The 13,397-nt window shown below is 38.1% G+C and carries 12 protein-coding genes; 10 read left to right on the top strand and 2 right to left on the bottom strand.

Going from position 1 to position 13,397, the window contains the following annotated elements; all coding sequences use genetic code 11:
- Positions 1-81 precede the first annotated feature (81 nt).
- The 4 genes from pruA to KO524_RS07605 all read left to right on the top strand — a co-directional run bounded on the left by pruA (position 82) and on the right by KO524_RS07605 (position 4,902).
- A complete protein-coding gene (pruA, locus tag KO524_RS07620) occupies positions 82-1,707 on the top strand; it encodes an L-glutamate gamma-semialdehyde dehydrogenase (RefSeq protein WP_219292583.1) in 1,626 nt (541 codons plus the stop codon).
- 331 nt (positions 1,708-2,038) lie between these two features.
- Positions 2,039-3,634, top strand: a complete 1,596-nt coding sequence (locus KO524_RS07615) for a BCCT family transporter (protein WP_219292581.1) — start codon at positions 2,039-2,041, stop codon at positions 3,632-3,634.
- A complete protein-coding gene (locus tag KO524_RS07610; RefSeq protein WP_255555196.1) occupies positions 3,634-4,503 on the top strand; it encodes a universal stress protein in 870 nt (289 codons plus the stop codon). Before KO524_RS07615 ends, KO524_RS07610 begins: the two co-directional genes overlap by 1 nt.
- Positions 4,504-4,683: 180 nt before the next feature.
- On the top strand, positions 4,684-4,902 hold the full coding sequence (locus KO524_RS07605; RefSeq protein WP_219292579.1) for a DUF5808 domain-containing protein: 219 nt from the start codon (positions 4,684-4,686) through the stop codon (positions 4,900-4,902).
- Positions 4,903-4,965: 63 nt separating this feature from the next.
- Here KO524_RS07605 and rsmG read toward each other — a convergent pair whose 3' ends face one another.
- Complete coding sequence (gene rsmG / locus KO524_RS07600; protein WP_219292576.1) at positions 4,966-5,595, bottom strand: 16S rRNA (guanine(527)-N(7))-methyltransferase RsmG; 630 nt, start codon at positions 5,593-5,595, stop codon at positions 4,966-4,968.
- Positions 5,596-5,707: 112 nt separating this feature from the next.
- Here rsmG and KO524_RS07595 point away from each other — a divergent pair, with 112 nt between their 5' ends.
- The 5 genes from KO524_RS07595 to KO524_RS07575 all read left to right on the top strand — a co-directional run bounded on the left by KO524_RS07595 (position 5,708) and on the right by KO524_RS07575 (position 10,272).
- Complete coding sequence (locus KO524_RS07595) at positions 5,708-6,901, top strand: pyridoxal phosphate-dependent aminotransferase (RefSeq protein ID WP_219292574.1); 1,194 nt, start codon at positions 5,708-5,710, stop codon at positions 6,899-6,901.
- Positions 6,902-7,039: 138 nt separating this feature from the next.
- Positions 7,040-8,206: a formate-dependent phosphoribosylglycinamide formyltransferase gene (gene purT, locus KO524_RS07590; RefSeq protein ID WP_219292573.1), complete on the top strand. Its 1,167-nt coding sequence runs from the start codon at positions 7,040-7,042 to the stop codon at positions 8,204-8,206.
- Positions 8,207-8,217: 11 nt separating this feature from the next.
- Positions 8,218-8,796 (top strand): Crp/Fnr family transcriptional regulator, encoded by a 579-nt coding sequence (locus KO524_RS07585; protein ID WP_219292571.1) that lies wholly within the window; start codon positions 8,218-8,220, stop codon positions 8,794-8,796.
- Between the two features lie 193 nt (positions 8,797-8,989).
- The gene (locus KO524_RS07580; RefSeq protein WP_219292569.1) at positions 8,990-9,721 is read left to right on the top strand and encodes a pirin family protein; all 732 of its coding nucleotides are present in this window, start codon (positions 8,990-8,992) and stop codon (positions 9,719-9,721) included.
- A gap of 20 nt (positions 9,722-9,741) precedes the next feature.
- Positions 9,742-10,272, top strand: coding sequence for a YceI family protein (locus KO524_RS07575; RefSeq protein WP_219292567.1), 531 nt, complete (start codon positions 9,742-9,744; stop codon positions 10,270-10,272).
- Between the two features lie 113 nt (positions 10,273-10,385).
- Here KO524_RS07575 and KO524_RS07570 read toward each other — a convergent pair whose 3' ends face one another.
- Positions 10,386-11,474 (bottom strand): hypothetical protein, encoded by a 1,089-nt coding sequence (locus tag KO524_RS07570; RefSeq protein WP_219292565.1) that lies wholly within the window; start codon positions 11,472-11,474, stop codon positions 10,386-10,388.
- Between the two features lie 318 nt (positions 11,475-11,792).
- On the opposite strand from KO524_RS07570, the gene KO524_RS07565 reads away from it, so the two are divergent.
- Entirely contained in the window at positions 11,793-13,388 is a 1,596-nt protein-coding gene (locus tag KO524_RS07565) for a hypothetical protein (RefSeq protein ID WP_219292563.1), read from the top strand.
- The last annotated feature ends 9 nt before the right edge of the window (positions 13,389-13,397 follow it).

The following is a 13,397-nucleotide window of genomic DNA, read 5'->3' as shown; positions in this document are numbered from 1 at the left end:
TACGGTAGAATAACGGCTGCTTTGAGTTAAAATCCGTACCTTTGCATTCTATATTATTAATACTATTAAATTTATTATCATATGCCTAAAGGAATTTATAATGTTCCAAAAGCATTTAACGAACCCGTTAAATCATATGCTCCAGGAACTAAAGAAAGAGATGCTGTTTTAGAATCATTCACGGAACAATACAACCAACAGGTAGATATTCCTCTATTTATAGGTAGTGAACAAATCAAAACGGGCAAAACCAAAACACTTCACCCACCCTTCGATCATAAGCACCTTTTAGGTCAATACCATTTAGCTGAAAAAAGCCATGTAGAAAAAGCGATTTCTACTGCTTTAGAAGCGCGTAAAAATTGGTCTGAAATGCCTTGGGAGCACCGTGCTTCAATCTTCTTAAAAGCTGCTGAATTACTTGCTGGTCCATACCGCGCAAAAATCAATGCTGCTACGATGATTGCTCAGGCAAAAACGATGCACCAAGCGGAGATTGACGCGGCTTGTGAGTTTATTGACTTCTTGCGTTTTAACGTGGAATTTATGACTCAGATTTATTCGGAACAACCTACTTCTACCGATGGCGTTTGGAACCGTTTAGAGCACCGTCCATTGGAAGGGTTTGTATATGCTATTACACCTTTTAACTTTACTGCTATTTCAGGTAACTTACCTGCATCTGTAGCGATGATGGGGAATGTTGTTGTTTGGAAACCAAGCGCAACTCAAATTTTCTCTGCGAATGTAATCGTTGAAGTTTTCAAAAAAGCTGGTCTTCCAGACGGAGTAATCAACGTGATTTACGGTGATTCAGCAATGATTACGGATACTTTATTAGCTAGCCCTGATTTTGCTGGTATCCACTTTACCGGTTCAACTTCTGTTTTCAACAGTATGTGGACTAAAATTGGACAAAACATCAACAACTACAAAACATACCCAAGAATCGTTGGAGAAACGGGTGGTAAAGACTTCGTAGTAGCACACCCTTCTTCTGATCCAATCGAAGTAGCTGTAGCACTAACAAGAGGTTCTTTTGAATACCAAGGACAAAAATGTTCTGCCGCTTCAAGAGCGTATATTCCAGCTTCACTATGGGGTGCTGTAAAAGAAAAAATGACTCAGGACTTGGCTACCATCAAAATGGGAACACCACAAGATCCAACTAATTTTGTCTCTTCAGTAATCTCAGAAAGCTCTTTCGACAAATTGGCTTCGTTTATCGAACAAGCTAAGAAAGACAGCGATGCCGAAGTAATCTTAGGAGGTAAGTATGACAAATCTGTTGGATACTTTATTGAACCAACTGTAATTTTGACTACTAACCCACAGTACGAAACTTTAAAAACTGAGCTTTTCGGACCGGTATTAACCATCTATGTTTACGAAGATGCGAAATGGGAAGAAACCCTTAAATTAGTAGACAGTACTTCTGCTTATGCCTTGACAGGAGCGATTTTTAGTCAAGATCGTTATGCAATCGTTCAGGCTACTAAAGCCTTGAGCAATGCAGCAGGAAACTTCTACATCAACGACAAACCTACTGGTGCCGTAGTTGGACAACAGCCTTTTGGTGGAGCAAGAGCTTCGGGAACCAATGATAAAGCTGGATCTATTTTAAATCTAATACGTTGGGTATCTCCTAGAACAATCAAAGAGACTTTTATCCCAGCAACTGACTATAAATATCCGTTTTTAGGATAAACTTTTCCTTAACAGCCAGCTAATAACTGGCTGTTATCTTTTATAAATTACTCAGACCCTATTGGTTATTTAGCGTCGATTTTACACCGCCTTAACTTCCTAATGTTTGTTTCCAACAAACGATCCGTTAATGCGTATTCACCAATTATTCAGTACTTTTTTATCACCGCAATATGATTCATAATTGCCGTCGAAAAAGCTATTTTATTTATTTCTCCTTTTAATTAACACATATGTGCTGTTTTTTCAGTAATTTACATAAAAAACCACACATAAACCCGAGAAATTAAAAGTACTGGGTTATATCGTTTAATCTTTAAAAATATAACTCTTGTTAAAAAAACTCATCGAAAACAAAAAACTAGTCGTCAATCCGCCGGTTTTTTTCACCACAATTATTCTGATCACGATCAGTTTAGCCCTTTGTTTATTATTCTCAAAATCCATCGATCAATGGTTTGCCAAAACCCAACTTTCGATAACGGAAAATCTCGGTTGGTTCCTAGTCATTGCCGTAAATATTATATTGATATTCTGCATTTATCTCGCCTTTAGCAAATTTGGAAAAATACGTTTGGGAGGAGATCAGGCAGAACCCGAATTCACCACCGCTTCGTGGTTTACCATGTTGTTTAGCGCGGGGATGGGAATCGGAATCATGTTCTACAGTGTGGCCGAACCCGTATCGCATTTTAGTGATGCCCCTCGCCCAGCGGGTGATGCCGTGCAAACCGCTATTCAAGCAATGAACTTCACCAGCCTCCATTGGGGTTTTCACGCCTGGGCGATTTATGCCATCGTCGGTTTAGCCCTAGCTTTTTTCTCGTTTAACAGAAACCTCCCCATGTCGTTCCGATCCTTGTTCTATCCGTTTTGGGGCGAGAAAATACACGGATGGCGCGGACACAGCATTGATATACTTTCCGCATTAGCTACGATCTTTGGACTATCCACCTCGCTCGGATTGGGCGTTACACAAATCAGTGCAGGTTTTACTTTTTTATTCGGTTGGGAAATCTCACCGCTGATCCAATCCATCATGATTTTGGTTGTCATATCCTTTGCCACCATATCGGTTGTGTCGGGATTAAATCGCGGTGTTAAACTACTCAGTACCGGTAATATGATTTTAGCATTAATATTGATGTCGCTGATATTTATACTCGGTCCGACCTTGTTTATTCTTAAAGGTTATATTCAGAACACCGGATCTTATCTGGCAAATTTTATAGATATCAGTACGTGGAACGACACTTTTAGCAATAGCGGATGGCAAAACCGCTGGACGATATTTTATTGGGCCTGGTGGATTGCTTGGTCGCCTTTTGTCGGTAGTTTTATCGCTATCATCTCCAAAGGACGTACCGTAAAAGAATTTATATTAGGCGTACTAATCATACCGTCCTTAGTGACCCTTTTATGGATGAATGTATTTGGCGGAACCGCTTTACACTTTATACTCGATGGCGACCTCACTATGATCACCGCAGTAAAAGACGATATGTCAACGGCACTATTTGTGTTTCTAGAAAATTTCCCATTCACGCGCTTTCTATCTGTGCTAGCTCTCATCCTAATTTTCGTATTTTTCATTACCTCATCGGATTCCGGCTCCTTAGTAGTCAACGGAATTACTTCTGGAAATGCTGAGTACACTCCGGTATGGCAGCGAATATTTTGGTCGTTCCTACAGGGTTTTATCGCCATCATCTTACTGTGGGGAGGCGGACTTAACGCCTTACAAACCGCGGTGATTATCACCGGTATCCCCTTTGCTGTTATCATACTTATAATGTGTTACAGCCTACACAAAGGACTTAATGAAGAGCTTCAGCGACAAAACAAACAATTAAAATCCAAACAAGAGCGCAGTTATAAAGATATTATTAGCGAGCTCATTGATGAACAAACTAACAACGATATATAATGACTATAGATAAAAACAAAAAACTTAATTTATTGATAGGTCTAGATCTATCCAGCATGGATTCGTTCTTGATTGAATACGTTAAAATACTATATAAAATATTGACTGTGGACAAGGTGGTTTTTATCCATAACCTCAAGATGGGTGAATTGCCCAAAGACTTTTTAACACCACAAAACACCGATCGCATCACCAACCAAATCAGCAAGCGCTTGCAAGATCAAATACAAAACACCGAACCGGAATACGAGTTTGAAATACGCGTAAAAATGGAAAACTATTCCGAACTGGCCTTTATGAATCTCTTTAAAAGCGAACATTTTGATTTGCTAGTGCTGGGCAATAAACAGAGTTTTGTAGGTAATGGTGGACTGGCACAAAAGTTGATTCGCGTTTTTCCTTCGGCTATTTTGATGGTACCCGAAACCTATCGCAGTCCGTTGACCACAATTATTGATGCGATCGACTTTTCCAAATACACCACCTCAATCATGAATTGGGCCGATCGATTTACAAACAACGCTAAAGGACAAAAAATCAATCATAAAGCCGTTTATATTTCCAAATTCAATTGGGCTTTTTTACCAACAATAACAGCCAAGGGTATCAAGGAAGCAACGGATTTAGACATTGCCAAACGCAAAAATGATTGGGATAAAAAATATGCAAACTATTCCGACATCGAAATTATTGCAGCTGGAGAAAAAAGCGTCCCTACATCGCTTTTAGAACAAAGCGAACGTCTAAATGCCAACATCATGATACTCGGAGTAAAGGGTAGAACTGGTTTTAAAGATTTATTTCTAGGCAGTGTCGCTAATGATATCATTCAAAGGTCCACCAATACAGCCTTACTCTTTGTGAAGTGAATCTAGTTTCTTCTTAAAAAAATGGTTTTGCTAAATACAGAACCATTTTTTTTAAGAAGTTTTTTTATTTCAGGTATGAAAACTTTGCGGTTTTGTAAATCGCAAAATTCCATTTACAATACTTTAAACCTTGCAACAATCAACTGTAAATCTTATTTTTATAATATAAACAACGGAAAGATGAACGAAGATAGAAGAAGAAAACACCAGCAAGGACACAACGACTCCTCCAATTGGATATGGGGAATTTTCTATTACAATCACGAGGATAAACGCATCTTCGTCCCCAAGAGAATACCGGTGATGGGCTGGACTATAAACCTTGCAAATGCCACCCCTTTTTTGGTTATTACAGCGATTGTTATTGCCGTCATAATCCTTATCGAATATCTCAAATAGGCATCAACGAAGGCCCCGCCTACAAAGGAGGGAACGGTATATATAAAATAGTGAAAGCGGTTATTAACCTCTGTATTTCAACGGCAAATAAACCACTTTTTTAGTTTCGAAAAATTCATTGTCAAAGATATCGGCAATAGGGAATTCTACAGCTCTAGGATAATCTTTTAATTCTTCAGTCAGGTCACCTCCTTTGAGATAGAGAATACCATTATCTAAATCATGGAGATTGTCTTTTTTGGTTTTATAGCGAATCCAATTTACAAAATCAGGCATGTTAGTTACAGCACGGCTCACAATAAAATCGAATTTTTCCTCTACCAATTCGGCACGTTTTTGCTCGGCTTTTACGTTTTTAAGTCCTAAAGCCGTAACGACTTCATTGACTACTTTAATTTTTTTCGCGATAACGTCAATTAAATAAAATCGCGATTCAGGGAATAAAATCGCCAATGGAATACCGGGAAATCCACCCCCAGTACCAACGTCTAAAATATCAGAGTCCGGCAAAAACGACATCACCTTAGCAATACCCAAAGAATGTAGTATGTGTTTCAGATACAATTCTTGGATATCTTTTCTCGAAATAACATTAATTTTAGCATTCCAATCGATATATAATTCCTCCAATTGTTGGAACTGAGCAATCTGTTCTGCGGTTAAATCGGGGAAATATTTTAGGATGTCTTCCATGGTCAAAAATTTTAGCAAAAGTAAACATTTTACAGTGGAAAAAGTTTTATTCCCTTCTATTATCTCTTTTATAATAATTACCTTTGATCATTATTATTAATTTTCATTCCAAATGAGCACAAATTTATTATCAGACCGAATAAACAGCTTGTCCACTTCTCAAACCTTGGCAATGGCAGCGAAGGCAAGAGAACTGAAAGCGCAAGGAATTGACATCATCAGTTTGAGTCTAGGCGAGCCTGATTTCAACACACCTGATTTTATCAAAGAAGCTGCTATTCAAGCTATTCACGACAACTACAGTTCCTACCCTCCTGTTGACGGTTATGTTGAACTTAAAGAAGCGATTTGTCATAAATTCAAAAGAGATAATAAACTTACCTATACACCCAATCAAATTGTAGTTTCAACCGGAGCCAAACAATCGTTGTACAATATCGGTCAGGTAATGATTAATCCAGGAGACGAGGTTATTTTGCCTGCGCCATATTGGGTTAGTTATGCCGAAATCATTAAGATGTCGGGCGGAATTCCTATAGAGGTTCCCACCTCCATAGAAAACGATTTTAAAATGACTCCTCAACAACTGGAAGCGGTAATCACAGACAAAACCAAAATGATGTGGTTTAGTTCTCCTTGTAACCCAAGTGGATCGGTTTATAGCGAATTGGAACTAAAAGCATTGGTTGCAGTTTTGGACCAACACCCCCATATTTTTGTAGTTTCCGATGAAATATACGAACACATTAATTTTTCTGACAAACATTGCAGTATAGCCTCTATTGGAAATATGATTGAGCGTACCATTACCGTTAATGGTGTTGCCAAAGCATTTGCAATGACAGGATGGAGAATCGGATATATAGGTGCACCTGAATTTATAGCTAAGGCCTGTACAAAAATGCAGGGCCAAGTGACCAGTGGTGCCAATACTATAGCACAAAGAGCAACGATTACTGCAGTAGAAGCCGACCCTGCTGTTCTCAGCGAAATGGTACAAGCTTTTAGAAACCGCCGCGATTTAGTGGTTGGTTTAATTAGAGAAATTCCTCATTTAAAAATAAATATTCCGGAAGGTGCTTTTTATGTATTTCCCGATGTATCCTATTACTTTGGAAAAACCATCCAAGGAATCGAAATTAAAAACGCCGACGACTTTTCTTTCTTACTTTTAGACAAAGCACATGTAGCTACTGTCACTGGAGAAGCCTTTGGAAATCCAAACTGCATTCGAATTTCATATGCTACTAGTGAAGATATGTTGACTGAAGCGCTGAAGCGAATTAAAGATACCTTGACGAACTAATACTTAAAACCTCACTCTAGTGAGGTTTTTTTGTATATTTGAAATCGTCGAAAAGCTGATGTATAATGCTAAGGAACATAACATCAGTTGTTCTCCGAACAACCATAGCATCGATAAACTACTATTTATTACACCACCATGATTAAAAAAATTTTATTATTAGGTTCCGGAGAGTTGGGCAAAGAATTTGCTATTGCAGCACAACGTCTAGGCCAATATGTTATCGCAGTAGACAGTTACGAAAAGGCACCTGCCATGCAAGTAGCAGATACCTTTGAAGTAATCAATATGCTAGACGGTTCTGCTTTGGACCGCATTGTAGCCAAACACCAGCCCGATTTTATAGTACCTGAAATCGAAGCCATTAGAACCGAGCGTTTTTACGATTATGAAACCCAAGGAATTACCGTAGTACCGTCTGCAAAAGCAGCCAATTTCACAATGAATCGCAAAGCGATTCGCGACCTGGCCTCCAAAACCCTTGGCATAAAAACGGCCGACTACCGCTATGCTACTTCTGGAGAAGAGCTTTTACAAGCAGTAGAACAAGTGGGTATGCCTTGTGTGGTAAAACCACTGATGTCGTCATCGGGAAAAGGACAATCGACTATAAAAAAGACTGAAGACATCCAAAAAGCATGGGACTATGCCGTTGAAGGTTCTCGCGGTGATGTGATTGAAGTGATTGTGGAAGCCTTTGTCGCTTTTGAATCCGAAATTACCTTACTAACCGTTACGCAACACGGACTGCCTACCCTATTTTGCCCTCCTATTGGACATCGTCAAGAACGTGGCGATTATCAAGAGAGCTGGCAACCGGCCCTATTATCTCCAAACCAACTTTTAGAGGCACAGGATATGGCACAAAAAGTAACCCAAGCCCTTGGTGGCGCTGGATTATTTGGAGTAGAATTTTTTATAACTAAAGAAGGTGTTGTCTTTTCAGAGCTCTCCCCGCGCCCACACGATACGGGCATGGTAACTCTTGCAGGCTCTCAAAATTATAACGAATTTGAATTACACCTTCGCGCAATACTGGGTTTGCCCATTAAAGAAATAACCTTAGAGCGCGCCGCAGCAAGTGCTGTTATACTGGCTACGGGACATTCGGACAATCCTTCTTATCACGGTTTTGAAGATATTGCGGCAGAACCCCAATCGGATTTTCGAATTTTCGGAAAACCTACTGCGAGACCCTACCGCAGAATGGGTATCGTTTTAACTTATGGAACTCCACAAACCGCTGTAGAAAGTTTGGTAGAAAGAGCCATACAACTTAAAAATCATATCGAAGTCATCAACTAAATAAAGTCAAATTGGAATTATTACTTAAGAGTATTGCAAAACACGTGGATTTAAACGAGGAGGAAAAAGATTTTCTCTGCTCAAAAGTCACTGAAAAAACCTTTAAAGCGAAGGAACTCTTATTAAAAGAAAATGAAATATGCCATCAATCCTTTTTTGTAATCGACGGCATATTACAGAGTTATAATATCGATGAACAGGGTGTTAAGCATACCTTAAGTTTGGCTACAACCGGATGGTGGATTGCCGACATGTATAGTTTCCTATCCGGTAAACCCGGACAACTGTATATAGAAGCCATTGAAAACACCACGGTATTGTGTTTGCGAAAGGAAGATCAACAACTCCTATTCGACCGCATACCCAAAATAGATCGGTACTTTAGAATTTTAATCGAGAATTCTTTAATTGCCAACCAACAAAGAATTATCGATAATCTCAGCTTAACTGCTGAAGAACGCTACGACCGTTTTTGCGAAAAATACCCTATTATAAAGGATAAAGTACCGCAAATACACATTGCATCGTATTTGGGAGTCACACCCGAGTTCTTTAGCAAGATGAAGCGAAAATTATTAAAAGGCAACTGATTCTCAATAAGGAATAATTAACGTAAACAGGGGTTATCTTTTCAGAAAGGTAACCCCTGTTTTATTTCTTAACCTACATTAAGTAGATCGAGACTTATTCTTAATATATTTGTTATATAATAATAAATACGGATATAGATTATAAATATTTAATTTTTTAAGATTATATCACTATATTTAAATAACAAAGTATATGAGCAATTTTATTTTATTTTCAGATTCCTCAAGAGGTTATGCCGATCACGGCTGGCTAAAATCTCATCATACCTTCAGTTTTGCCAATTACCGCAATTCCGAACGTATTCACTTTGGCGTATTACGCGTTTTTAACGATGATTTTATCGATTCTGGTATGGGTTTCGGTACGCATCCCCATCAAAACATGGAGATCATCACCATCCCCTTATCCGGCGATTTAGCCCATAAGGACAGTATGGGTAACGGCACCATTATCCGCCAAGGTGACATCCAAGTGATGAGTGCAGGTACGGGTATTGAGCATAGTGAATACAATGCCAACGATGACAAACCCGTAGAGATTTTACAGTTATGGTTGTTTCCCAAAACACTTAATGTAACACCTCGATACGAGCAAAAAACGATGGACAAAAGCGCTATGCACAATCAGTTATTAACTGTATTGACTCCCAATCCAACAGAAAATGCCGTTTGGATTCATCAAGATGCCTGGTTTTACCTCAGCGACTTGGATGCGGGAAAGAAATTGGAATACCAATTGCAAAAAGCAGCTAACGCCCTTTTCGTTTTTGTCATCTCTGGCTCTCTGGAAATCAACGGTCAAAAGCTCAATCGCAGAGATGCTATAGGTTTTACCGATACGGAAAAATTTGAAATCATTGCCCAAGAAAATACGCAACTACTCTTGATGGAATTTCCAGAAGAACTACCATCTTTTTATCAATAATTAAAAAAACAAAAAATACCATGAACAAACAAAAATGGACTATCGACAACACGCATTCAAGTATTGAGTTTAAGATCAAACACATGATGATTACCAATATCAAAGGAAATTTTACCGATTATAAGGGTGAAATATCCATGAATGAAGGAGACTTTGAAAGTGCTACTTTGAGCTTTACTGCCGAAGTTGCCTCAATCAACACCAAAAATGCAGATCGTGATAAACACTTGATGAGTGCTGATTTCTTTGATGCGGAACAATTTCCAAAAGTAACTTTTACCTCTACCAAAGTGAGTAAAAAAAGTGGACATGACTACACGATTACAGGAGAACTAAATATGCATGGCGTATCTAAAATCATTCATTTGGAAACGGAATTTGGAGGCGAAATGAAAGATCCTTGGGGAAATACGAAATTAGCTATCAACGTAGTCGGAAAAATCAACCGTAAGGACTGGGGACTAAACTGGAATTCCGCTTTGGAAACCGGAGGTGTACTAGTAAGTGAAGAAGTAAAACTAGAAGCCGAACTACAATTTGTATTGGCCTAATTTTTATAGTCAAAAAAAGCGTCGTATCCGATTGTGGATACGACGCTTTTTTTATGGTTTCAAGCGAATTATTTAAAACAACTATAATATCTACCGCTCTACTCAGCTATTTATTACTGTAATTTAATTTTAATAAACTGCGGTTTTAAATCCGTCTCCTGACGTTGTATTACCGTGTTAAGGCTATTGCTGTGCAACACTTTGACTATGATGGTTTTGTCGTCTAACCATGCATAAGAATCTTCGGCAAAAAGCTTGAACTCCGTAAAATTGACATACGTATCCAATTCCAAATTACCGGAGTGTATCACCCACAAACTAAAGTCAATACCGACGTCGTTGGCGTTGTGTAAAGCGACAAAACGCTTTTTATCACTGGCTATTCTTGGCAAACCAGACATATTAATCGTTGATTCCTTAGGCTTGTTTATATCGTAAAACGCATAATATTCCTGCATATCCACAACCTCCTTGATAATCACTTTATTTGCAATAGCGCTGTATCCTATTAAGGAAAGTTGCGTTTCCACTTCATCATCAAAGGAATGCTTTTCTAAACTGTGCTTTCCACTAGGAGTATTAATTATAATTTCCTTTTTGTTTTGAGTAACCTGATCGTTAGGTTCTGTCAACATAGGGATTTTTGCCATAGCCTGTTTATAGAGTCCTTCGTCACTAAAACTAACCCTTCCATATTTTTCAAAACTCTTGGCATTGATATCCTTTCCCTTGATACTGATGGAACGAACAGTATTCAAATCAACCGTACTTTTAATTTGCTGATGGGAATCCTTAGTGAATAAGTTTTTAGGAACATAAGCCAGAACAGTTGTTCTTGGCTCATTGACCAATTGGTAATGAACGCGATAAAATTTTTCCGATTCGCCAAAAACATACAAACTTCCAAATTGATTTTGAGATGAAACGGCTATAGCTATGGATTTACTATTCAGGTCTTCCGCTGTATATAATACAAAGAAATCTTCTAATGCATTTATAGAAAACTTCGCATCCATATGACTATCGATATTCGCAACCACCTTAAAATCACTAACATCCGCTGCGCCCTTAACTGGGCTAACTGCTTCCTCAGTTTGTATAGCACCGTCGCTCACACCCTCTGCATTTTTCGGTTTGTCTTGACAACCGCTGATCAATACTATCACAGCAGCCAAAACCGCTGATATCATTTTCTTTCGCATCTCAATTAGCTTTTGCTGCAAATTTATAAATTTATTGAACTCCATAAAATATAAAAGCAGCTCAACCTACAAAGCGTCAAATCCCTTAGGAATTTTCAAACTACAACATCCTAACTACCGAGATTATAGCGTATTCAATTTGCCTACATTTCGACCGGTTTCTAAAAACAACCTGGCCGCTGTTGTGAGGTAAAATCAGCTATAACACGATGTCTATTCCATTTATTCACAAAATTAAACGGCTACAAAAGATTAAAATGCTTAAATTGAGATAGCAAAAAGAACAATCTCCGTCTATTCCATTTAATATTCAAGCCTATGAAGAAGCAAAATACAATCAAAATTGTCGCCTACATCGGTTTAGCCATCGTAGGTTGTTTACTATTGATAATCATTTTGGGTTGGCTATTTATAAAACCTTGGACAGCTAAAAAAATCAATCTTGCTGTCAATGAAAATCCAAATCTATCCTATTCCATGAGTTATACGGATTATGATATAAGTTTAATTGCACGAACAGCATCGTTTAAAAACTTGATATTTAAACCAAAGTCAGATACGCTAAATAACGGTATCAGCATTATTGAAACACAAATTGAGGAGCTTGATATTTCGGGAATTGGCTTATTTGGTTTATTCCGCAATAAATTTACCGCAAACGCAATTCATATTAAAAACCCCCATATTACATTAAAAAAAGGCGCTGCGAAAAATTCGGATAGCCTTGCCAAAAAGCCTTTCGAACAATTGATTGCTATTGATCATTTGCAATTGTCTGGCGGTACAATACAATTACGCGATTCCACAGGCATCAACAGTTTAGTATATTTACAAAATCTCGATTTTGACCTACATAATCTAGCCGTTGATTCCACATCCTTAAAAGACAAAATACCGTTCCGATTTGAGAACTACCAAATCCATTATGACAGTCTGTATGCGAAAATCAATGCGTTTTATACTATAAGCACCTTAAAAACTTCTTTGGACAAAGATAATTTAGACGTAAAAAACATCCACCTGAAACCGCTGTATAGTCGCGCTGATTTTCAAAAGAAAATAAGTAAGGAGACCGATTTATTTGAGGTTAAAAATTCCCAACTGCATTTGAGCAAGATCAAATGGGCTATGAAAAAGGAGCACTTAGAATTTTCCGCTTCAAATTTACTATTGGATAGTCTAGACGCCGTGGTATATAGAAATAAAGCGGTTGCTGACGACACCTCAATCAAACCCTTATTTTCAAAAAAGCTACGGAATCTTAACTTCTATTTAGCTCTAGATACAATCAATGTAAAACATAGTGCTATAGAATACATCGAACAGATCGATTTCAATACCGAAGCCAGCCATATTAGATTTGATGCATTTAATGCCGAGATTACCGATTTGCTAAGCGGTATTGCCGCCAAGGAAATAAAGAAGAAAACCAAGATTAAGGTACACAGTAAATTTATGAATAACGCATCACTACAAGTAAATTGGGGATTTGACGTTAACAATACCACGGACCAGTTTACCTTTTCGGGCAGTATCCACCACTTGCCGACAGCCAATCTCAATACTTTTTTACGCCCACAGATACATGCTACTACTACGGGAACTCTAGAACAAGTGTTTTTTAATATTTACGGCAACAATAAGGAGTCCAAAGGGGATTTTAAAATCAAATACCACGATTTTAAGATTGAATTTCTACGAAAGAATGGGCAGAAGAAAAACAAATTTCTTTCGGCAATTGGCAATTTATTTGTGCATAAAGACACCGATAACACCTTTAATGAGGCAGAAATAGAGCAACTGCGAAATCCGGAAAAATCGTTTTTTAATTTTATGTGGATCAGCTTAGCAGATGGGCTCAAGAAAACTTTTTTAGTAACCAATAGTAAACAGCAGTCCAAGGACAAAGATTAATCATTTTCT

Origin of the sequence: Flavobacterium sp. NKUCC04_CG (genome assembly GCF_019345525.1) — a bacterium.
GTDB lineage: Bacteria > Bacteroidota > Bacteroidia > Flavobacteriales > Flavobacteriaceae > Flavobacterium.
Note: the sequence above shows the minus strand (reverse complement) of the source record. Positions and strands in the feature narration are given on the sequence as shown.